Origin of the sequence: Nocardiopsis sp. NPDC050513 (assembly GCF_044457925.1) — a bacterium.
Taxonomy (GTDB): Bacteria; Actinomycetota; Actinomycetes; order Streptosporangiales; family Streptosporangiaceae; genus Nocardiopsis.
This window is the reverse complement of sequence record NZ_JBITHK010000001.1, coordinates 253937-274641: the sequence shown is the minus strand read 5'-3', so window position 1 is coordinate 274641 and position 20705 is coordinate 253937. Positions and strand designations below refer to the sequence as shown.

The window sequence follows — 20705 nt, the reverse complement described above, 5'->3', positions numbered from 1 at the left end:
CGCCTCCTGCCCGGTTCGTGGCGGGAACGCCCCTCGCGCTTCGAACCCGGACCGCTCGGACTGCTCGGCGTCATGCTCGCCGCCATGGCCGTCACCCTCCTGCTGCTCCAGACCGGCTCCGGCGGCGCGGGAGCGGCGCGGGGCGGCGGGGAAGGGCCCGTGGAGGTGCCCGGACAACCCGAGGGGCGGCTCCGGATCATGGTGGCGGGCGGCTCGCTGACCCAGGGCAGCAGCGGGGACTACACCTGGCGGTACCGGTTGTGGCGCCACCTGGCGGAGTCCGGGGTCGACGTGGACTTCGTCGGTCCCCACGACGACATGTACCGGCTCGCGGACGGCGGGTTCGGCGACCGCGGGTACGCCGATCCCGACTTCGACACCGACCACGCGGCCCGCTGGGGCGCCACCGCCGGCGACCTCGCCGACGGGATCGCCCGCGTGGCCGCCGAGCACGAACCCCAGTACCTCCTGCTCCTGGCCGGGATGGAGGACATCCTCGGCGGCGGAAACGCCGACCACGCCCTGGAGGGGGTCGGCGGGACCGTCTCGACGGTGCGGGTCGCGCTGGGGGAGGTCCGCTTCGTCGTCGGGGAGCTTCCGGCCGTGGCGGGGACCGGGGACGACGCCCGGGTCAACCGGGAGATCGAGCGGTTCAACATGGGTGTGGTCGACCTCGCCCAGCAGCTCACCTCCGAGACCTCGCCCGTGGTCGTCGCCCGGGTGGCGGCCGGATACGAGCCCACCCGTGACAACTGGGACGACGTGCACCCCAACGCCCGGGGCGAGGTGCGGATCGCGGCGGCGTTCGCCGACGCGCTCGCCGAGCCGCTCGGAGTGGGGGAGGGCTACCCGAGGCCGCTGCCGGCCATGGCGGTCGGGCCGCGGACCGCTCCCGAGCCGGAGGCCGAGGAGTCGGCGGAGGGGTTGGTGCTGAGCTGGGACGCGGTGGACGGCGCGACCGACTACCGGGTGGTCCAGCGCAGGGTCGATCCGGATCCCGACGAGGCGGTCGTGCTGCCCGCCGAGGTCGAGGCGGACGGGGACCGCCGGAGGGTGCTGGTCGGGGCGCTGCTGAGCGGGGCCCGGTACGAGTTCGTCGTGCGCCAGTACAAGGGGCGGGACGAAGGCGCGCGGTCCGCGGCCCTGAGCCTGGTGTGGAACTCCGACCCGCCCGCCGCCCCGACCGGTGTGCGCGTCGTCGACGGAGGGGCGGCGGTGCGGTGGGACGCGGTCGGGGACGCCACGCACTACGAGGTGTGGGTGCGCGCGCTGGCCTGCTCGCCGAGCGACGACTCCCGGACACCCGGGTACGGGGACGACGGGGAGCCTTCGGGGCGGCCGGACGACGACGAGCCGTCGGGACGGCCGGACGACCAACCCCCGCGGGGCGAGCCGGACCCCGAACCGAGGTCCACGCCGACCCCGGCGCCGGTTCCCGAGCCGACCACGGCCCCCGAGCCGACCGCGGGTCCCGAGCCGACCCCCGACCCGGGGCCGACGACTCCGCCCGCGCCCCAGGAGCCGGAGTGCGTTCCGGTCGACGACCGGGGACCCGGCAGCGGCCAGGGGTGGCGTCCCCAGGGGCCGACGGGAGCCGAGCCGCGCTGGACGGTGAGCGTGGGCGGGCCCCACGAGGTCGTGGTGCGGTCGCACCGGGACTACGTAGCGGGCGGCTACTCCGGGGCCGTCGAGCTGGGGGGCGGGTGAGTCCGGTGCGCTGGTGGGACCGATGGCTGCCGTGGGCGGTGGGTGTGCTCGCCGGCGCCGTGGCGCTGGGCCCGGCACTGGGGCGCGGGTACGTGCTGCGCTACGACATGGTCTTCGTCCCCGACCTGTCGCTGCGGGCCGTCCTGCGCGGCGCCGACGGATTTCCGCGGGCGATCCCGAGCGATGCCGTCGTCGCGGCGCTGTCGGCGCTCGTCCCCGGGGACGTGGTGCAGGCGGGGGCGCTGTTGGCCGTGTTCACCGTGGGGGCCGCGGGGGCGGCCCGGCTGCTGTGGGGTTCGCTGTGTCGGGGCGGGGACCAGGAGGGGGCTGACGAAGCCGGTGGCGGCCGGGGAGGCACGCCAGAAGGACTCGGGCCCGGTACGCCGGATGCGTCGGGGGGTGTGGGCTCCCCGGACGATGCGGGAGTGCGCGGTGGCACGGGTGCGGCAGAGGGACGGGAGCGACCGGATACCCCGGGTGGCTCCGGCTTCGCGGCCGACGCGACGGCGCCGTGGGCGATGGCCGCCGCGCGCGTGGCGTCGGCGGCGGCGGGGATCGCCTATGTCTGGAACCCCTTCGTCGCCGAACGCCTCCTGCTCGGGCAGTGGGCGATGCTTCTGGGATACGCGGGCCTCCCGTGGGTCGTGGGGGCTGTGGTGCGTCTGGGGCCGACCCGGCGGGCCACCGGGTTCGCCCGACTCCTGTGCTCCCTGATCCCCGCCGCCGTGGGCGGCTTCTCCTCCGTGCTCCTCACCGCGCTCACCGCCGGTCCCGTGGCGCTCGCCCGGCGCGGCCGGGTCGTGGCCACGGCTCTCCTCCTCCTCGCCCTGGTCCTGGTCTCACTGCCGTGGCTGCTTCCCGCGCTGGCCAGCGGGGCGGAGACCGATCCGGCGGGCGTGCCGGCGTTCGCCGCGCGGTCCGACACGCCCTTCGGCGCGGCCGGTTCGCTGCTGCTCCTGGGCGGCGTGTGGAACTCCGGCGCCGTACCGGTGGGCTACGGCGAGCCGGTGACGGCGTCGCTGCGCCTGGCGCTGTGCCTGGTGGCGCTCACGGGCTGGGTGTGGTGGTTGCGCCGGGCGAGACCGGCGTTCGGGGCCGGGCTGTCGATCGCGGCGGCGCTCGGCTTCGCGATCGCCCTGCTCGGCACCGCCGACGCGGGCCAGGCGGTGCTGGAGTCGCTGATCGGACTCTGGCCCGGCTTCGGCCCGCTGCGCGACGGCCAGTTGTACACGGCCCCTCTCGCGCTGGTCCAGGCCCTGGGGTTCGGGTCCGCCCTGTGGTGGCTGGCCCGCCCCAGACCGGAGGCGTCGGCGGGTCGTCCGGCCGTGGGCGGTGGGGACACTGCCCCGGACGAGTCCCCGGCGGACTCCGAGGACCCTTCGGCCCCCCGTCCTGCCCGGTCACGGGAGTCCTCCGGCGCGGTGGCGCGGTCCGTGCGGCGGTTGGGCGCCGCGGTGTTCATGGCGCTCGTGCCGGTGGTGGTGCTGCCGGGGCTCGTGTGGGGCGCGGGTGGTCGGCTCGTGCCGGTGGACTACCCCCGGGAGTGGATCGAGGCCCAGCGGGCGGTGGCCGCTGACGCGCGTCCGGGGGCGGTCCTGGTGTTGCCCTGGAGCGCCTACCGGGGGCTGGACTGGTCGGGGGAGCGGGTGGTCGTGCTGGATCCGGCGACCAAGCTCTTCGACCGGCGCACCCTGTGGAACGACGACCTGCGGGTCGGGACCGCGGACGGCGGCACGGTCGTGGTGGCCGGCGAGGACGCCCGGGCGCGCGAGGCCGCCGCGGCTCTGGGGATCGACCCCCGGACCGGGCTGCCCCGCGTCGACGACGTCGCCGGGGTTCTCGGTGGACTCGGTGTGCGGTACGTGATGGTCTCCGCCTCGATCGATAACGCGTTCTTGTTGCAGGCCGAAGGGCTGTCTCCGGTGGTCGAGGGCGCTGGCGCGGTCCTTTTCCGGGTCGACGATCAGCACGTAAAACCCGATAAAGCTGACGGATCGGGGTTGGAAGTTACCGGGGGGTTAGTTACAGTTGGGGCAATCGTCTGGTCTGTAGCTAGATCAGGTTCTAGTCTCGTTCTCCAGCGTTCCGGTTTCAGAGCGAGGCCGGGCGCGCGGAAGGAGATCCCCAAGTGATCAAGGTAATCGCCGCCTGCGTGATCGGCGCGGCTCTGGCGGGTGGGGCCACCGTGGTGGCCACGAACGTCGCCACCGAGTCGACCGCTACCGCGGAACCGGTGAACGAAACCCTCTACAACTACGGCGACCGCTAGGTCGTCGCCGTCGGGAGAGGCTCGGGACGCCCCGTTCCCAGCGGGGTGTCCCACTCCCCGCACTCCCCGGCCGGGTCGGTCCCGGCCGCCCCACCTGACGTCCGGTCGACGGGCTTGGTCGGCATGCCCTTCCCTCCCGTGATCGCTCAGTGGACACGCGTCGCGACAGTGAGTGTCCGACGCGGCGTTCCGGCCGGACACCGCGCGGAAGGAGAACGTGTGGTCATCGAGAAGGCCCACCACAGGGTGGGACCCGGCGTGCCCAGGCGGCCCCTCCCCGCTGTCGCGACGGCCCCGGCGGCGGTCACCGGGCCCGCCGCGGCCTCCCCGGCGGAGCCCGCCGCGGACACCGACCTCGGCCCGCGCCTCGACGGCGTGCGCCTGGTGATGATCAACTGGCGCGATCCCTGGCAGTCCACCGCGGGCGGCGCCGAGGAGTACGCCTGGCGGATCAGCCGTCACCTGGCCGAGCGCGGTGCCATCGTCACCTTCCTCACCAGCCGTGAACCCCACCAGGCCCGCGTGGAGACCCGCGACGGCATCGTCATCCGCCGCATGGGCGGCCGTTTCACCGTCTACCCCCGCGTCATGGCCTGGCTGGCCCTGTGGCGGCGCGAGTACCACCTGGCCTTCGACTGCATGAACGGGATCCCCTTCCTCTCCCGTCTCGTCCTGCGCCGCCGCACCAGAGTGGTGAGCGTCGTCCACCACGTCCACGACCTCCAGTTCAACGCCTACTTCCCCGCGCCGCTCGCCTGGTTCGGGCGGTTCGTGGAGTCGGCCGTCGCCTCGCGCGTCTACCGCCGCTGCACCACGGTGACCGTCTCCGAGTCCTCCCGCGCCGCCATGCGCGACAAGCTCGGCTGGCGCGCGCCGATCGAGGTCGTCCACAACGGCGGCCTCCCCGCCCCCGAGGACCCGCGCGCCCCCGAGCGGGCGTCCGCCTTCGACCCCTCGCGCCCCGCCGTCGTGAGCCTGGGCCGACTCGTCGTCCAGAAGCGCGTCTCCCGCGTGGTCGACCTGGCCGCCGCGCTGCACGACGAGCACCCCGGGCTGAGCGTGCACATCGTCGGCCGCGGCCCCGAGGGAGAGCACCTCGCCGAGCAGGTCGAACGCGACGGCCTCCACGACCGCGTCCACCTGCACGGCTTCCTCCCCGAGGCGGACAAGAACGCCGTTCTGGCCGCCTGCGACCTCCACGTCACCGCCTCCCGGTTCGAGGGCTGGGGCCTGACCGTCATCGAGGCGGCCAGGCTCGGGATCCCCACCGTGGCCTACGATGTGGACGGACTTCGCGATTCGGTCCGCGACGGCGAAACCGGTTGGCTGGTGCGCGAGGACGAGGACCTGACCGACGTGGTCTCCCGGGCGCTCGAGGAGCTGTCCGACCCCCACCGCGCCGAGGAGGTCCGCCGGGCCTGCCGCGCGTGGGCCGCGCACTTCACCTGGGAGGCCAGCGGGGCTCGGATGACCCGTCTCGTCGCCGCCGAACTCGGCCTGGCCGAGACCCCGGCGGGCGACGGGACCGAGAGGGAAGCAGGGAATTGACTTCGGCGGAATCCACCGCCAGGCGCGAACCGGAGGATTCCAGAACACCGTCCGCCCCCGGCGGATCGCTGGACCACACGCTGCTCTCGCGGCTCAAGGTCCTCACGGTGTGTCTGCTCTTGGGCGCGTTGGCGGCCAGCATCGACCCCGGAAGGATCGTCAGCGACACCAAGCTCGACCTGACGGCCGACCCCGCGGGGTTCCTGGAGCGCGCCCTGCACCTGTGGGACGCCTCCTACTTCGGGCAGATCCAGAACCAGGCCTACGGGTACTTCTTCCCGAACGGCCCCTTCCACCTGCTCTTCGACACCCTGGGCACACCCGACTGGATGACCCAGCGGCTGTGGATGGCGGTCCTGCTCGTCGCCGCCTTCCTGGGCGTGTACAAGGTCGCGGGCGCGCTCGGTCTGGGCACGGTCGACACCCGCATCCTCGCGGGGGTCGCCTACGCCCTCGCCCCGCGCGTGCTGACCCTGCTCTCCTACAACTCGGCCGAGCTGCAGCCCATGCTGCTCATGCCGTGGATCCTGCTGCCGCTGGTCCTGGGAGCCAAGGGCAGGCTCTCCCCGGCCCGTGCCGCGCTCCTGTCCGGACTCGCGTTCCTCCTGTGCGGGGGCACCAACGCGGCGTCGGAGCTGGCCGTCCTCGTCGTGCCCGGCCTCTACCTGGTCACCCGGGCGCGCGGCCCGCGCACCCGGCGGCTCACGGCCTGGTGGGCGGGCGCGCTCGTGCTCGCCTCGTTCTGGTACGTCGCGCCGCTGCTGCTGATGTCGCGGTACGTGTTCTCGTTCATGCCCTACACCGAGGACGCGGCCGTCACCACGGGTGTGACGTCCCTGCTCAACGCGGTGCGCGGCACCTCGAACTGGATGGGCTTCCTCCCCGACCAGGGCAACACCGCGCTGCCCTCGGGCGCCGCGCTGTCGACCACCCCCTGGCTGATCGCGCTCACCGCCGTGGTGGCGGGGCTCGGGCTGGCCGGGCTCATCAACCGGCGCACCCCCGAACGGCTCTTCCTCATCGCGTGCGTCCTCACCGGGACGGCGATCATCGCCGCGGGCTTCACCGGTGACCTCACCGGGCCCTTCGCCCCGCTCATGCGCGATCTGCTCGACGGCGCGCTCGCGCCCTTCCGCAACGTCCACAAGTTCGACGCGCTGATCCGCCTGCCGCTCGTCCTCGGCCTGGCCCACCTGCCCGTGGTCGTCGCGCGCGACCGCGCCGAACGCCGGGGGGCCGCCGCCGCGCCCCGCGTCCACCGCGCCGTCGCGGGCGCGAGCGCCGCGGTCTTCCTGGCCACACTCCTGCCGATCGCCACGGTCGGCGTCGCCCCGCACGGCGGGTACGAGTCGCTGCCCGAACACTGGCGCGAGGCCGCCGACTGGCTGAACGAACGGGCCGACGGACGCGGCATGACCATGGCCCTGCCCGGCTCCGCCCGAGGCGAGTACGAGTGGGGCCGCCCGCTGGACGAGCCGATGCAGCCGCTGCTCACGGGTGCGTGGACCAACCACCAGATCATCCCGTGGGGCTCGGCGGGCGTCTCCCGCCTCACCCACGAGATCGACCAGCGGGTCTCGTCCGGCCGCGGCTCGGCCGGGCTCGCCGACACCCTGGCCCGCATGGGCGTCACCCACCTCATCGTCCGCAACGACCTCCAGCGCGCCGCCAACAACGGCGGCTGGCCCGCGCGCGTCCACCAGGCCCTGGGCGACTCGCCCGGGATCAGCCAGGTCGCCGAGTTCGGCCCGGTCATCGGGTCGCTCGACCACCAGCCCGCCGCACGCTGGTTCGACCAGCCCTACCCGGCCCTGACGGTCTACGAGGTCGAGGACGCCGCGCCCGCGGTCGGCACCGTTCCCGCAGACGAGACCGTCCGCGTCACCGGCGGGCCCGAGTCCCTCCTCCACCTGGCCGAACAGGGCCTGATCAACGACGACCGCCCGGTCCTGCTCGGCGACGACCCCGGCGCGGACGCGGTCGACGCCGCGGACACCGTGGTGACCGACTCCGCGCGCCGCCGCGAGGTCGTCTACCCGGACGTGCGCCGCAACGTCTCGGCCACCCTGACCGAGGACGCCGAACTCGAACGCGACGTCCCCGCCCCGGACATCCTCGACCCGGCGTGGGAGCCCTACGTCGCCCACGCCGAGGACCTGGGCGTCGCCTCGGTCAGCGCCTCCTCCTCCGAGAGCGGCGCCGGGGCCCGCGGCTCCGACCGCGACCCCGGCCACGCTCCGCACGCGGCCCTCGACGACGACCTCACCACCGCGTGGCGGTCCAGCGCCTTCACGGGGGCGCTCGGGCAGTGGCTGGAGGTCGAGTTCACCGAACCCCGCGACGTCAGCGGGCTCACCGTCGCCTTCGACCAGCTGTCCGGGGAACCGCCGCCCTCCCGTGTCACGGTGATCACCGACACCGGTGAGACGGAGGTGCCCGTCGCCGAGACCGGCGAGCCCCAGGAGCTCATGGCTCCGCCCGGCCGGACCTCGACCCTGCGTGTGCGGGTGGACGAGCTGGCCTGGGAGCCGGAGTACCGGTTCGGCACCCGCGTGGGCGTCACCTCCCTGTCCCTGCCGGGGCTGGAGGCCGCCCGCACCCTGCACGTGCCGGGACCCGCGGACGCCGGCACCCTGCTGTTCACCGGCTCCACCGGCAGCGCTCCCGGGTGCATGGAGGGCTCGCACGTGTGGGTGTGCAACGCGCGGTTGGAGGTCCAGGGCGAGGACGCCAGCCGCCTCGACCGGACGTTCGAGCTGTCGGCCGCCTCGGCGGCGGGCGCGCACCGGGTGTCCGGCGAGGTGGTGCTCACCGACCCGCGCGAGGCGGAGAACGCCGCCAACCGCGCCAGCGACCACCCGCGCGTGACCGCCTCCTCCACCGCCGTGGAGCACCCCGCGGCGATGGGCCGGGGCACGCTCGACGACGACGCATCCACCGTCTGGTACCCGGACCCGGAGGAGAAGCACCCCTGGCTCGACATCGAGCTCGGCGCGCCGACGACGGTCGACCACCTGGAGGTGGACTTCCCCCGCGCCGACAGCGTGCTCCGGCCCATCCGGGTCACCGTCGAGGGCGGCGACACGGTCCGCGAGGGCTGGCTCGACGGCAGCGGCCGGGTCGACTTCGCCGAGTTCACGGCCGACTCGCTGCGCGTGACCTTCGAGCGCCCCGAGGGGCAGGACCTGGAGATCGGCACCATCACGCTGCCCGGCGTCGACCCGGTGGAGCCGCTGCCGGAGGGCGACGCCGCCACCGCCTGCGGCCTGGGCCCCATGCTGCGGGTCAACGGCCAGAGGGTGGAGACCCGGATCACCGAGGGCACGCTCGCCGACCAGCTCACCGGGCGTCCGCTGCGCTACGAGAGCTGCACCGGCCTCGACCTGACCGAGGGCGAGAACCGGATCGTCGTCGATCCGGGCAACCGCTACGACGTGCGTTCGGCCCTCGTCGAGGGGGACACGTCCCTGGCCGACCGGGAGCCGGTCGAGACGGCCGGGGTCGAGCGGGTGCACGCGTGGGGTCCGGGCGAACGCCGTTTCGACGTCGCCGTCGACGAGGAGAGCCTGCTCGTCGTCAACGAGAACTTCAACGAGGGCTGGGAGGCGACCCTGTCCGGCGTCGGGGGGACGCTGGAGCCGGTCCGGCTGGAGGGCTGGAAGCAGGGCTGGGTGCTCCCCGCGGGCAGCCAGGGCACGGTGACGCTGACCTACGCGCCCGACACCGCCTACCAGGTCACGCTCGTGGTCGGCGCCGGGCTGGCCGGGCTCCTCGCGGCCCTGGCGGTGTGGCCCCGGCGGCTCGTGCCCGCCCGGCTCGCGGGCGCGGTCGCACGTGCGGCCGGATCGACGGGGCGCGGCGGTCGGCCGTTGCCCGCCGCCGGACCCGGATGGCTGAACCGGTGGGCGGTCCTGCCCCTCGGGCTGGTCTACGGGGTGTGGGTGGCGGGCGCGGCCGGGGCCGCCGTGGTCGGGGCGGTCCTGCTGTGCGTCTGGTGGCTCGGCAGGCGGGCGCCCAGGGGGCTGCGGCACGCGCGGCCGGGGCGGCCGTCGCTCGGCGGGCGCGCGCTGCCGCACCTGGCGGGTCCGTGGACGGTCACGGTCTCGCTCGCCCTGGCCGGGGCGGCGATGGCCGTCGGCACGCATCTCGCGCTGTACATGCCCTTCCACGACGTCACGGAGGTGTTCGGGGGAGCGCTGCGCGGCTGGGCGGCCCAGGCGCTGTGCCTGCCCGCCCTGACCAGGCTCGTCCTCGCGCTCGGCCAGCGCGGGGAGCACACCCCGCCCCCCGGCGCGGCGCGGGTGCGGGCCGGCGGAGGCCGCCGCACCGTGCCGTTCGACCATCCGGCCCAGCCGGTCGGAACGGCCGCCGCCAACGGGCACGGGAACGGGTCCGTGCCCGCGCCGGACACCGATGCCGAGGAGGCCCGCACATGAGCGCACCGGTCGGGGAGCCCCGCCGGGGCACCGTCCTCGTCGCCCTGGGCGCCTTCCTGCTGACGCTGGCCGCCCTGCTGCCCCTCTACGTGTACGACCGCGTCGCGCTCCTGCCCGCCTCCGCCGAGTTCGAGCTTCGGATGGTCGACGAGGACGCCGCCTACCTCGACGCGGCCTCCTGGTCGTTGCGGGAGGGCGTCGAGATCCGGCGGGTCACCCGGGTCGGCGCCACGCCGCACGGCGGTGACTGGTCGGCGTGGGAGATGTCCGTGGACGTGTCCACCCCCGAGCGGATGATCGACCACTGGAGCCGCCGGGTCATCGTCGACCGCGCGTCCGGGCGCGCCGTCAACTGCTGCGGCGAGCACGTCAACGGCGACCGGGCCGTCCGGCAGGCCGGGCTCGTCCTCCACTGGCCCGCGGACGCCCCCGCGGAGGACGTCACCCACTACGACGCCGAGATCCGCTCGGCCCCGCTCCTGGAGTACGACGGCACGGACGAGGTCGCCGGGATCCCGGTCCGCCGCTACGTCCAGACGATCGGCGCCACCCAGGTTCCCGACTCCGCCCGGTCGGTGCCCGCCGCGCTGTTCACGGCCGGGGCCGGGGGCACCGCCACGGCGGCGCGCTGGGTGGAGATCACCCGGACCTACTGGGTCGAGCCCACCAGCGGCATGGTCGTCGACGCCCAGGAGTCGCGCGCCGAGAGCCTCCGCCCGCGTGGCGGGGGCGGCGAGGTCGGACTGCTGTCGGCGGAGTTCACCCTGTCCGAGGGGCAGGTGTCCACCCTCGCCGAGCAGGCGCGCGTCCGGGCGTTCCTGCTCACGGCCCTCGACACCTGGGCGCCCTGGATCCTCGTCCCGCTGGGCGGTCTCGCGGTGCTGGCCGGTTTCGCGCAGGCGTGGCGGACCCGTGGGGTCGCCCGGATGCGGCGGCGCGATCTGGGCGAACACGTCGACTGGGTCGACGGCCTCGGGGAGGCCGACCCCGCCCGCTGACTCCGGCGACCGACGGGGCCCTCGGCGCGACGAGGGTTGAAAACAAATGAATAATCTGTTTTTATAGATCCATATCCACGGCGCGTCACGGAAGGCACCCCGCATGGACCTGTTCGCCGACTTCCTCTCCTGGGCCTGGCCCCGCCACCTCAACCCGCTGAGCTGGTACATCCGCCCGCTGTTCTTCCTGCCCATCGCCTACTTCTGCTGGACGCGGCGTCCGTGGGCGCTGACGGCGACCATCGTGGCCATGCTGTCGAGCTTCTTCTGGTTCCCCGCCCCGCCTCCCGGGGAGGTCGACCCGAGAATCCAGGGGGTCCTGGAGATGGAGGAGGCCCTGTTCGCCGACCCGACGTGGGTCACCTGGCTGACGCTGCCGCTGGTCCCGGCGCTGATCGGCGGACTGTGCGCGGCCTTTTGGCGGCGCTCGCTCGGCTGGGGACTGGTGGTGATCGACGGCGGTCTCGCGCTGAAGATCGCCTGGACCGTCGCGAACTCCGGCGCCGACGGGCTCGCCACCGTGCTGCCCCTGGGGATCGGTGCGATCGTGATGACCGCCGTCATCGTCGCGGTCGCCCGCTGGCGGGGACTGCCGTTGGCGCTGACCGGCCGCCGACGCGCCGACGCCACCGCCGGGACCCCCTAGGATCGTCCGCATGTGCGGTCGCTATGCCCAGTCCCGGAACCAGCACGAGCTCCAGCTCGCCTTCGACCTCCCCGAGGAGACGATCGCGGAGGAGGCCGACCCCCGGGCGTGGCCCCCGCTGGACGAACTGCCGCCGGACTACAACGTCGCCCCGGGCAAGCCGGTGTACGCGGTGCTCGGCCCGCCGCCGCGCGGCGCCGGGGGCGACGACGAGCCGGCCGGGCCGCGCCACCTGCGCACCCTGCGCTGGGGGCTGGTCCCGTCGTGGGCCAAGGACCGCAACGTCGGCTACCGGATGATCAACGCCCGCGGCGAGACGGTGGCCGACAAGCCCGCCTTCCGGGCGGCCTTCCGCCGCCGCAGGTGCCTGCTGCCCGCCGACGCCTACTACGAGTGGCAGCTCATCGGAGCCGACGGCCGCGCGGAGGCGGGCACCTCGCCCGCGACCGACCCCCAGCACCGCAAGCGCAAGGCGCGCTCCGCCAAGAAACCGTTCGCCGTCCACTACGACGACCGCGAGCCGCTGGCCCTGGCCGGGATCTTCGAACGCTGGCGCGACCCGGAGGCCGACGAGAACGACCCCGCGGCCTGGCTGTGGACCTGCGCGGTCATCACCACCGGGGCCGCGCCCGAACTCGCCCACATCCACGACCGCATGCCCGTCGTCGTCCCCCGGGGGGACTGGGCGACCTGGCTCGACCCCGACTCCGGCGCGGACGACCTGGCCCATGTCATGGCCGGAACGCCGGTCGACCGGTTCGCGGTCGACGAGGTGTCCACCGACGTCAACAGCATCAAGAACAACGGTCCCGGGCTCCTCGCCCCCGTGCCCGGCACGGAGGATGACGGACCGGACACACTTTTCTGACCCGGGGGCGCCTGGACACGGCCCGGGGACCTCTGTGTATGGTGTGCGAGGCCACACGGCCACGCGCCCCGTACGGGGCGTACGCGCGTCGCTCACCCCATCCCCGACGTGCGCACATGTGAATACCGCGGGAGCTCGCGCCATGGCGGGCTGAGAGGGCGGCTCAACGGTGTCGCCGACCGCAGAACCTGTTCGGGTAATTCCGACGTAGGGAGGCATGCCATGACGGCTGCGGACAGCCGCGCCACGAGTTCCACCGCCGACGAGCACCAGGTGACCACGGGTCCCATCATGGGATCACGGAAGGTCTACCGCGAGATCGACGACCCCGCCGGTCTCACGCTCCGCGTCCCGCAGCGCCGGGTGGAACTGAGCAACGGCAGCCACTTCGACCTGTACGACACGTCAGGTCCGTACACCGACTCCACCGCCGACATCGATGTCCACCGGGGACTGCCCGGCACGCGGCAGGAGTGGATCGACGCCCGCGAGCCCATCGACGGAGCGGTCTCCCAGCTGGCCTACGCCAAGGCCGGGACGATCACCCCCGAGATGCGGTTCGTGGCCGCCCGCGAGCACATGGACCCCGAGTTCGTGCGCCAGGAGATCGCGATCGGACGCGCGGTCATCCCCGTCAACCGCAAGCACCCGGAGTCCGAGCCGACCATCATCGGCAAGAACTTCCTGGTGAAGATCAACGCGAACATCGGCAACTCCGCGGTCACCTCCTCCGTGCCCGAGGAGGTCGAGAAGATGGTGTGGGCCACCCGCTGGGGCGCCGACACCGTGATGGACCTGTCGACCGGCAAGCGCATCCACGAGACCCGCGAGCGGATCCTGCGCAACTCGCCGGTCCCCATCGGCACGGTCCCCATCTACCAGGCCCTGGAGAAGGTCAACGGCGACCCCACCAAGCTGAGCTGGGAGATCTACCGCGAGACCGTCGTCGAGCAGGCCGAGCAGGGCGTCGACTACATGACCGTCCACGCCGGCGTGCTCCTGCGCTACGTGCCGCTGGCGGCCAGGCGCGTCACCGGGATCGTCTCGCGCGGCGGTTCGATCATGGCCGCCTGGTGCCTGGCCCACCACAGGGAGAGCTTCCTCTACACCCACTACGAGGAACTCTGCGAGATCCTGCGCGCGTACGACGTCACCTTCTCCCTCGGTGACGGTCTGCGGCCCGGCTCGATCGCCGACGCCAACGACGAGGCGCAGTTCGCCGAGCTGCGCACCCTGGGCGAGCTCACCCACATCGCCCGCGCGCACGACGTGCAGGTGATGATCGAGGGGCCGGGCCACGTGCCGATGCACAAGATCGCGGAGAACGTGCGCCTGGAGGAGGAGCTGTGCGGCGAGGCGCCGTTCTACACGCTCGGCCCCCTGGCCACCGACATCGCCCCCGGCTACGACCACATCACCTCCGCCATCGGCGCCGCCCAGATCGGCTGGCACGGCACGGCGATGCTGTGCTACGTCACCCCGAAGGAACACCTGGGCCTGCCCGACCGGGACGACGTCAAGACCGGTGTGGTCACCTACAAGCTCGCCGCGCACGCCGCCGACCTGGCCAAGGGCCACCCCCGGGCGCAGGAGTGGGACGACGAGCTGTCCAAGGCGCGGTTCGAGTTCCGCTGGCAGGACCAGTTCAACCTGTCGTTGGACCCGGAGACGGCGCAGTCCTTCCACGACGAGACGCTGCCCGCGGAACCGGCCAAGACCGCGCACTTCTGCTCCATGTGCGGGCCGAAGTTCTGCTCGATGAAGATCTCCCAGGACGTGCGCAGGTACGCCGAGGAGAACGGCCTGGACACCGTCGAGGCGATCGAGAGGGGCATGGCCGACAAGTCCGAGGAGTTCGCGGCCTCGGGCAACCGGGTGTACCTGCCGCTCGCCGACTGACGCGGCACGGGGGCGGGGCCCTCCGCGGGTTCCGCCCCCGTGGCCCGGGGGCACCGGGCACGGTCGGAGAACGCGCCCTTGTGTCGGCACCGGGTCGTAGGGTGCCCGGTATGCGCCGAGCGTCCGAACCGAACCCGCCCTCCGGTCCGCGCGTCGTCAGGGGAGACGCCACGAACCCGGACGCGTCCGGGCCCACGATCATCGCCCATGTGTGCAACGACCGCGGGGGCTGGGGCAAGGGCTTCGTCCTCGCGCTGTCCAGGCGCTGGGCGGAGCCGGAGCGCGACTACCGGGCCTGGCACCGTGAGCGCGCCCGCAACGACTTCGCCCTGGGCGCCGTCCGGGTCGTGAGGGTCCGGCCCGACCTGTGGGTGGCCAACATGGTCGCCCAGCACGGAACCCGGCGGGGGACGGGCGGCCGGCCGCCCGTCCGCTACGAGGCCGTCGCGGCCTGCCTGCGCGCGCTGGCCGCGCACGCCGAGGAGCTCGGCGCCAGCGTGCACATGCCGCGCATCGGCTGCGGGCTGGCCGGAGGCAGGTGGAGCAGGATCCAGCCGCTCATCGAGGAGGAACTCCTGGCCCGGGGGATCCGGGTCACCGTCTACGACCCCGACTAGGCGGGTCCGGGCGTGCCCCGCCCGGGGCGGCGAACGATCCCTACCCGGGCTTGCGCGCGCTGGCCACCAGGTGCACGCCCACGTAGTCGTCGGACTCCGTGGCCCGCGTCTCCATCTCCACCAGGCGGCTCATCGACCTGGGGTCGCGGGCGAGCATCCCCTCGACCGTGGACGGCGACAGCACCGTGCGCGGTTTGATCCACTCCAGCCGCAGGCCCGCGTCCTCCAGGGTCTCGGCGAGCTGCTCCGAGGTGAAGCAGCGCGTGATGGACCCGTCCGGCCACGGCACCAGCAGGACGTCGGCGCTGGGCGCGTGGCTCAGCTCGGGCCAGCAGTCCTGTTCGGCCAACAGCGCCATTCCGAGCACCACGGAGTCCACGCACACGAGCGCGCGCCCACCGGGCCGCAGCACCCGCGCGATCTCCGCCATCGACGACTCCGTGGCCAGGTGCCGGGACAGCACGCGGTTGTCGGCGATGACCCCGTCGAAGGCCTCGGAGGCGAACGTGCGCAGCAGCGTCGAGTCGCCCACCACCCGGCGCAGCCGGCCCCGCGGGGCCGGACGCGGCACACTCGCGTGCCCGTTCACCAGCGTCAGCGGTTGCCGCACCGCCATGTCCTCGGACGGCAGCAGCGTCACGACGTCGTGCCCGGCGGCCACGGCGCGGTGCGTGCCCTGGAAGTCCGGGCTGGACAGGTCGAGCAGTCGGGCGGGCGCGGGAGGGAGCCAGCGCGCGATCTGCGCTTCCGCGACGGACCAGTAGAAACGCCAGTAGTCCGACAACCGGTCGGGTGCGGCGAACTGGGCGGCCGGGGACCGTGGTCGGTCGGACGCCGGGGTCGAGGACGGTCGCACGTGCACTCCTCTCCCATCCTTGTGTGGTCCTACCCGCACTCTCCCATGCCCTACCTCCGCCGATACAGCCAAACGACAAAGTTCACCGGTGGGCGGCCGGGTCCTCCCCGCCAGGCCGGAATCAGGCCGCGGAGAGCGTTGTTGTCACCGACACCGCGCCGGACGCCGAGGATGCCCGAGGGCGCGGATCGGACGTCGGGGAGGGGTACTTCGGACATGTCGACCGCCAGCGCGTGCCTGGAACGCGGGGAGATCGCGGCGACGCCGCGTGGCGCCGGTGCGCGTGTCCTGGTGCTGGAGCCGTATCTTGGGGATATGGATGCTCCAGCCGGGACCAGCGCAGGGAGGCCGACGGGATGGGAAGAGGGCCAGGAGACAGCACGTGAGCGGGAGGAGCGCTTCGAGAGGGACGTGCTTCCCTTCCTCGACCAGCTCTACTCCGCGGCGCTGAGGATGACCCGTAATCCCGCCGACGCGGAGGACCTCGTCCAGGAGACGTTCGCCAAGGCGTTCGGTTCGTTCCACCAGTTCAAGCAGGGGACGAACCTCAAGGCGTGGCTGTACCGCATCCTCACCAACACCTTCATCAACTCCTACCGCAAGAAGCAGCGGGAACCGAAGCAGGCCGGGACCGAGGACGTCGAGGACTGGCAGCTGGCGCAGGCCGCCTCGCACACGGCCGTGGGGCTCAAGTCGGCCGAGGCCGAGGCGCTCGAACACCTGCCCGACACCGATGTGAAGCGGGCGCTCCAGGAGTTGCCCGAGGACTTCCGGATCGCGGTGTACCTCGCCGACGTCGAGGGCTTCGCGTACAAGGAGGTCGCCGAGATCATGGGCACGCCGATCGGGACCGTCATGTCCCGGTTGCACAGGGGGCGCCGGCAGCTCCGGACCCTGTTGGAGGAGTACGCGTTGGACCGCGGTTTCCTTCCGACGGCGAGGGCCACGGCCTCCGCCGTCGCGTCGGGCGCGTCCGCGGTAGGTCGGGGACAGGCGAACGGGTCGGATCGAGGAGATCGGCAATGAGCGGCGGCCACGGCAGGGACAGCGAGACCCCTTGTAGCGAGGTGCTCGACAAGCTGTACACCTACATCGACGGCGAGCTCGAGGAGGGCAACTGCGAGCAGATCCGGGAGCACCTGGACGACTGCGCGCCCTGCCTCGACGAGTACGGCCTGGAGGAGGCCGTGAAGAAACTCGTCGCCAAGCACTGCGGATGCGATCCGGTTCCGCTGGACCTGCGCGACAAGGTCCTCGGCCGGTTGGCGCGCGCACGCGAGGAGTCCCTCGCGCGCGAGGTGAATGCGGGCGCGGAAAGCCTCGTGCGCGAGGTAAGTTCGGAGTAGTCCCGGGAGTCCCGACCGGGTGACCCGGGTCGGGCGGCGATGACGCCCGCGGCGGTGGCTGGAATTCCAGTCACCGCTTCTTCTTTTGTGCCATTTCTGTCGGTGTCTTGAATTATCCCGCCATGTCGGCCTGTGCGTGGTCTGTTGATGTTTGTGGGTATCCCGGGTTGGATTCCCCGTGTCTGCGCGGGTTTTGGTCACGCGTCCGTCGGGGGCGGGGGCGGGCGGGCTTCCGACACGCCCGGCGAGCCCGAGCACTTTCGCGTCGTGACCGACTCGGAATGATTTTTCCCGGAGCCGGAGTCCGGCCCCCAGGTTGGTGACTAAGGGTAGTCATTGCAGGTGAATGCTGTTGTGTGGACGGGGTGGGATCGACCTCGCCGTCGGATTTTTCGTGGTGGCGACCCGCGCCGTCCGGTGACGCAGGGTTATCACCCGTGATTACGAGTTGAATTAGTAATTCCATACTCCGGAAATGGCGGGTGCTGTGGCGCTCCGTGATGTCGTCGGTTCGGGTTGGGGGTAATCGGGGAGCTGCGTCGGCCCGTTAAACTGGACGCCATATCCAACGAATGGGGCAATTTGCGCCGCGTGTCCAGGGGAATGGGCGACACGCGGCGTCGGGGGAGAGGGGACCACCGTGTTCATCAGCATGCTGCACGTGATGATGGTCGTTCTTTGGTCGGTATCCGCCTTCACCGGATGGTCCTGGTGGTAGAACGGAACCGGTGAAATCATGACAGTCCGGTCGTCGTCGGCGGGGGGTGAACGGGGGTGCGGGCTCTTCCTGGGGGCGCGCGTGTCTACGTCGGAATCATCGTTGTCAGTGCTGTCACCATCGTGCTGGTCGGGCCGTATTCGGGCATCAACCTGAAGACCCTGGTCCTCGTGGCCGTGCTTTTCGTGGTCGCGGAGTCGATCAGCACCATCGTCGTCTCCAACGGCAAGATGGGGATGTCGCCGAGCTCGGCGGTGTCACTGGCCGCGGTCGTTCTGGTGGGACCCGTCGGGGCGGCGGTCGTCGGTTTCGCCTCCTGCCTGACCATCCGCAAGCAGATCCTGGTCAAGCGGGCGTTCAACGGCTCGCAGTTCGCCCTGGCCGCGTACGCGGCCGGCCACGTCTACCTGCTCTGCGGCGGCAACGTCGGCGAACCGGTGCGCGAGGACTTCCCCATGGTCCTGCTGCCCTACGTGGCGGCCGTGCTCACCCACACCGTGGTCAACTCCGCGCTCGTCGCCGCCCTGATGTGGACGCTTGGCGCGGTCCAGACCCGTCGCAAGCGGCCGATCCACTGGCGGCCGCTGGCCGCGGTGGAACTGTCCTCGATCGGCTACCAGATGCTCGGCCTGGCCATCGCCGCCGTGTGGGGCGGGGTCGGGATCATCGCTCCGCTGCTGGTCCTGCTACCGCTGTTCATCGCGCGCTGGACCTTCGCGCAGCAGGCCGACGAGGCCCGCGCCCACGAGGCCACGCTCGCCACGCTCTGCCAGGCGGTCGAGACCAAGGACTACTACACCCGCGGCCACTGCATGCGCGTCGCCGAGGGCTCCGCCATGATCGCGCGCGAACTGGGCATGCCCGCCGAACGGGTGCAGAAGATCCGCTACGCCGGGATGCTGCACGACATCGGCAAGCTCGGGGTGCCCACCAAGGTGCTGCAGAAGACCGGCAAGCTCACCGACGAGGAGTACGCGGCGATCAAGCTGCACCCGACGCGCGGCTACGAGATCGTGCGCGAGATCAGCTTCCTCGACGAGGCCCTGGCCGGGATCCGGCACCACCACGAGCGCCTGGACGGGCGCGGCTATCCCATGGGGCTGGTGGGGATGGAGATCCCCGAGTCGGCCCGCATCATCACCGTGGCCGACGTGTTCGACTGCCTGACCTCCACGCGCTCCTACCGCAAGGCCTGGTCGGTGGAGGAGGCCATCACCGAACTGCGGGCCTGCGTCGGAACCCAGTTCGACGGGCGCATGGTCGAGGCGCTCGTCCGGGCGGTCGAACGGGAGGGCTGGAAGACCCCGGACATCGCCGAGCCGCCCGGCGGCTGCTACGCGCGCGCCGACGCCGAGCCGACCGATGCCGAGCCGACCGCCGACGCGACGGGCACGGGGCCCGCCCCCGCGGAGGCGGTCCCGGGCGGGCGTGACCGATGATGACGCAGAGGCAGTCCGACGAAGCTCCGCCACCCCGAACCCCGCTCTCCGGACCGGAGGGCGGAGCCCTGGGCCTCCCCCGGCGGAGGGGGCCGATCTGGCGGACCACGCGCCCCATCCGCGCCGTGCTGGTCGTGGTGGCGGGGGCCGGAGCCCTGGCCGCGGTCGTGTGGACCGCCGCGCACGGGGCCGTCGACCCCTACGTCGCCCTCACGTTCTGCCTCGTCATCGCCGTCGGTGAGCTGGCCCGCATCACCCTGCCCGGGCACCGCGAGGTCGCGCCGATCGCCTCCGCCGGGGCGATCAGCTACGCGTTCCTGGTCGGTCTCGGCAACGAACCCGTCGAACACGCCGCGCCCCAGGTCGTCGCCGTGGTCGGCCTCGGCCTGGCGCTGGGCGAGCTGCCGCACGTCGCGGTGGGACGGAGCCCGCGCCTGGAGGACCTGGCCCGCCGGGTGCTGGACGTGATGCTGCTGGCGGCGGCGTTCCGGCCGCTGGTGACCGAGTGGTCGCTGTCGGAGCCCTCGGTACGCGTCACGCTGCTGATGACCTCGCTCGTGATGGCCGTCTGGCTCGTGGACGCCGCACTGGCCGGGATGATGCGCGCCGAACGGTTGCGGACGAACCTGCTGGTCGCGGTGCGCGACGAGGTCCGCGCCCAGTTCGCCACCGGCGCGGCGATCGGTGCCAGCGGGGTGCTCATCGCGCTGGCCTGCACGGTCACCGGCCTGGTGGGGCTGCTCGTGTTCAGCGCCCCGCTGCTGGTCTCGCAGGTGGCCTTCCGGCGGCACGCGGAGGTGCGCCGCACCTATCTGGAGACCGTGCGGGCGCTGTCGCGGGTCACCGAGGTCGGCGGCTACGTGGAGAACGGGCACTCGCGGCGCGTCAGCCACCTGGCCCACGGGATCGCCTGCGAACTGGGCTTCTCCGAGGACCAGCTGCTGGAGCTGGAGTACGCCGCGCTCATGCACGACATCGGCCAGCTCTCCCTGCGCGAACCCATCGCGGGCGGAGCGACCGTGCTCGCCTCACCGCGGGAGCAGCGGCGGATCGCCGAACTGGGGTCGGCCATCATCCGCGAGACCGGGGTCCTCGACAACGTCGCCGAGGTCGTCCGCCGCCAGTGCGAGCCGCTGGCCGGGGACGGGGACGAGGGCGTGCCGCCGCTCGGCAGCCGGATCATCAAGGTCGCCAACGCCTTCGACGACCTCGTCGGGGAGAACGGCGACGAGGAGCGCCGGGCCGCCGTGCTGGAGCGCCTGCGCATGGACACCGACAGCGAGTACGACCCGAAGGTCGTCGACGCGCTCGCCACCGTGCTCGCCCGCGTGTGAGGGGACCGGGGGCGGGAGTGCGGG

Annotated in this window: 15 protein-coding genes and 1 riboswitch; of the genes, 14 read left to right on the top strand and 1 reads right to left on the bottom strand. The window is 72.9% G+C overall.

Annotation, left to right across the window (positions count from 1 at the left end):
- The first annotated feature begins 72 nt into the window (after positions 1 to 72).
- From ACIBFB_RS01140 to ACIBFB_RS01095, 10 genes are all read left to right on the top strand, one after another.
- Positions 73 to 1707, top strand: a complete 1635-nt coding sequence (locus tag ACIBFB_RS01140; protein WP_397225418.1) for a GDSL-type esterase/lipase family protein — start codon at positions 73 to 75, stop codon at positions 1705 to 1707.
- A gap of 5 nt (positions 1708 to 1712) precedes the next feature.
- On the top strand, positions 1713 to 3839 hold the full coding sequence (locus ACIBFB_RS01135) for a hypothetical protein (RefSeq protein ID WP_397224824.1): 2127 nt from the start codon (positions 1713 to 1715) through the stop codon (positions 3837 to 3839).
- Complete coding sequence (locus ACIBFB_RS01130) at positions 3836 to 3976, top strand: hypothetical protein (RefSeq protein ID WP_358569914.1); 141 nt, start codon at positions 3836 to 3838, stop codon at positions 3974 to 3976. Before ACIBFB_RS01135 ends, ACIBFB_RS01130 begins: the two co-directional genes overlap by 4 nt.
- Positions 3977 to 4195: 219 nt before the next feature.
- Positions 4196 to 5524: a glycosyltransferase family 4 protein gene (locus ACIBFB_RS01125; RefSeq protein WP_397224822.1), complete on the top strand. Its 1329-nt coding sequence runs from the start codon at positions 4196 to 4198 to the stop codon at positions 5522 to 5524.
- Positions 5521 to 9960: an alpha-(1->3)-arabinofuranosyltransferase gene (locus tag ACIBFB_RS01120; protein WP_397224820.1), complete on the top strand. Its 4440-nt coding sequence runs from the start codon at positions 5521 to 5523 to the stop codon at positions 9958 to 9960. Before ACIBFB_RS01125 ends, ACIBFB_RS01120 begins: the two co-directional genes overlap by 4 nt.
- The gene (locus ACIBFB_RS01115) at positions 9957 to 10958 is read left to right on the top strand and encodes a DUF3068 domain-containing protein (protein WP_397224818.1); all 1002 of its coding nucleotides are present in this window, start codon (positions 9957 to 9959) and stop codon (positions 10956 to 10958) included. The genes ACIBFB_RS01120 and ACIBFB_RS01115 overlap by 4 nt, the downstream gene beginning before the upstream one ends.
- A gap of 103 nt (positions 10959 to 11061) precedes the next feature.
- The gene (locus tag ACIBFB_RS01110) at positions 11062 to 11604 is read left to right on the top strand and encodes a hypothetical protein (RefSeq protein ID WP_397224816.1); all 543 of its coding nucleotides are present in this window, start codon (positions 11062 to 11064) and stop codon (positions 11602 to 11604) included.
- Between the two features lie 10 nt (positions 11605 to 11614).
- Positions 11615 to 12472, top strand: a complete 858-nt coding sequence (locus tag ACIBFB_RS01105; RefSeq protein ID WP_397224814.1) for an SOS response-associated peptidase — start codon at positions 11615 to 11617, stop codon at positions 12470 to 12472.
- Positions 12473 to 12589: 117 nt separating this feature from the next.
- A riboswitch (TPP riboswitch) is annotated at positions 12590 to 12703 on the top strand.
- The gene (gene thiC / locus ACIBFB_RS01100) at positions 12695 to 14371 is read left to right on the top strand and encodes a phosphomethylpyrimidine synthase ThiC (RefSeq protein ID WP_397224812.1); all 1677 of its coding nucleotides are present in this window, start codon (positions 12695 to 12697) and stop codon (positions 14369 to 14371) included. (Overlaps the previous riboswitch by 9 nt.)
- 110 nt (positions 14372 to 14481) lie before the next feature.
- Positions 14482 to 14988 (top strand): macro domain-containing protein, encoded by a 507-nt coding sequence (locus tag ACIBFB_RS01095; protein ID WP_397224810.1) that lies wholly within the window; start codon positions 14482 to 14484, stop codon positions 14986 to 14988.
- Between the two features lie 40 nt (positions 14989 to 15028).
- Here the strand turns inward: ACIBFB_RS01095 and ACIBFB_RS01090 are convergent, their stop codons facing one another.
- Positions 15029 to 15850 (bottom strand): class I SAM-dependent methyltransferase, encoded by an 822-nt coding sequence (locus ACIBFB_RS01090; protein WP_397224808.1) that lies wholly within the window; start codon positions 15848 to 15850, stop codon positions 15029 to 15031.
- Between the two features lie 309 nt (positions 15851 to 16159).
- On the opposite strand from ACIBFB_RS01090, the gene ACIBFB_RS01085 reads away from it, so the two are divergent.
- The 4 genes from ACIBFB_RS01085 to ACIBFB_RS01070 all read left to right on the top strand — a co-directional run bounded on the left by ACIBFB_RS01085 (position 16160) and on the right by ACIBFB_RS01070 (position 20681).
- Positions 16160 to 16870: a sigma-70 family RNA polymerase sigma factor gene (locus ACIBFB_RS01085; protein ID WP_397225416.1), complete on the top strand. Its 711-nt coding sequence runs from the start codon at positions 16160 to 16162 to the stop codon at positions 16868 to 16870.
- Positions 16867 to 17190 (top strand): mycothiol system anti-sigma-R factor, encoded by a 324-nt coding sequence (gene rsrA, locus ACIBFB_RS01080; protein WP_397224806.1) that lies wholly within the window; start codon positions 16867 to 16869, stop codon positions 17188 to 17190. Before ACIBFB_RS01085 ends, rsrA begins: the two co-directional genes overlap by 4 nt.
- Positions 17191 to 18030: 840 nt before the next feature.
- Positions 18031 to 19347 carry an HD-GYP domain-containing protein gene (locus tag ACIBFB_RS01075; protein ID WP_397225414.1) on the top strand — a complete coding sequence of 439 codons (1317 nt, stop codon included), beginning with the start codon at positions 18031 to 18033 and terminating at the stop codon, positions 19345 to 19347.
- Positions 19347 to 20681: an HD-GYP domain-containing protein gene (locus tag ACIBFB_RS01070; RefSeq protein ID WP_397225412.1), complete on the top strand. Its 1335-nt coding sequence runs from the start codon at positions 19347 to 19349 to the stop codon at positions 20679 to 20681. The genes ACIBFB_RS01075 and ACIBFB_RS01070 overlap by 1 nt, the downstream gene beginning before the upstream one ends.
- The last annotated feature ends 24 nt before the right edge of the window (positions 20682 to 20705 follow it).

What these genes read in the sequence shown, in the direction of transcription:
- ACIBFB_RS01070 (WP_397225412.1), top strand. Translation starts at nt 19,347, where the DNA reads ATGACGCAGAGGCAGTCCGACGAAGCTCCGCCACCCCGAACCCCGCTC.
- ACIBFB_RS01115 (WP_397224818.1), top strand. Translation starts at nt 9,957, where the DNA reads ATGAGCGCACCGGTCGGGGAGCCCCGCCGGGGCACCGTCCTCGTCGCC.
- ACIBFB_RS01105 (WP_397224814.1), top strand. Translation starts at nt 11,615, where the DNA reads ATGTGCGGTCGCTATGCCCAGTCCCGGAACCAGCACGAGCTCCAGCTC.
- ACIBFB_RS01085 (WP_397225416.1), top strand. Translation starts at nt 16,160, where the DNA reads ATGGATGCTCCAGCCGGGACCAGCGCAGGGAGGCCGACGGGATGGGAA.
- rsrA (WP_397224806.1), top strand. Translation starts at nt 16,867, where the DNA reads ATGAGCGGCGGCCACGGCAGGGACAGCGAGACCCCTTGTAGCGAGGTG.
- ACIBFB_RS01095 (WP_397224810.1), top strand. Translation starts at nt 14,482, where the DNA reads ATGCGCCGAGCGTCCGAACCGAACCCGCCCTCCGGTCCGCGCGTCGTC.
- ACIBFB_RS01140 (WP_397225418.1), top strand. Translation starts at nt 73, where the DNA reads ATGCTCGCCGCCATGGCCGTCACCCTCCTGCTGCTCCAGACCGGCTCC.
- thiC (WP_397224812.1), top strand. Translation starts at nt 12,695, where the DNA reads ATGACGGCTGCGGACAGCCGCGCCACGAGTTCCACCGCCGACGAGCAC.
- ACIBFB_RS01110 (WP_397224816.1), top strand. Translation starts at nt 11,062, where the DNA reads ATGGACCTGTTCGCCGACTTCCTCTCCTGGGCCTGGCCCCGCCACCTC.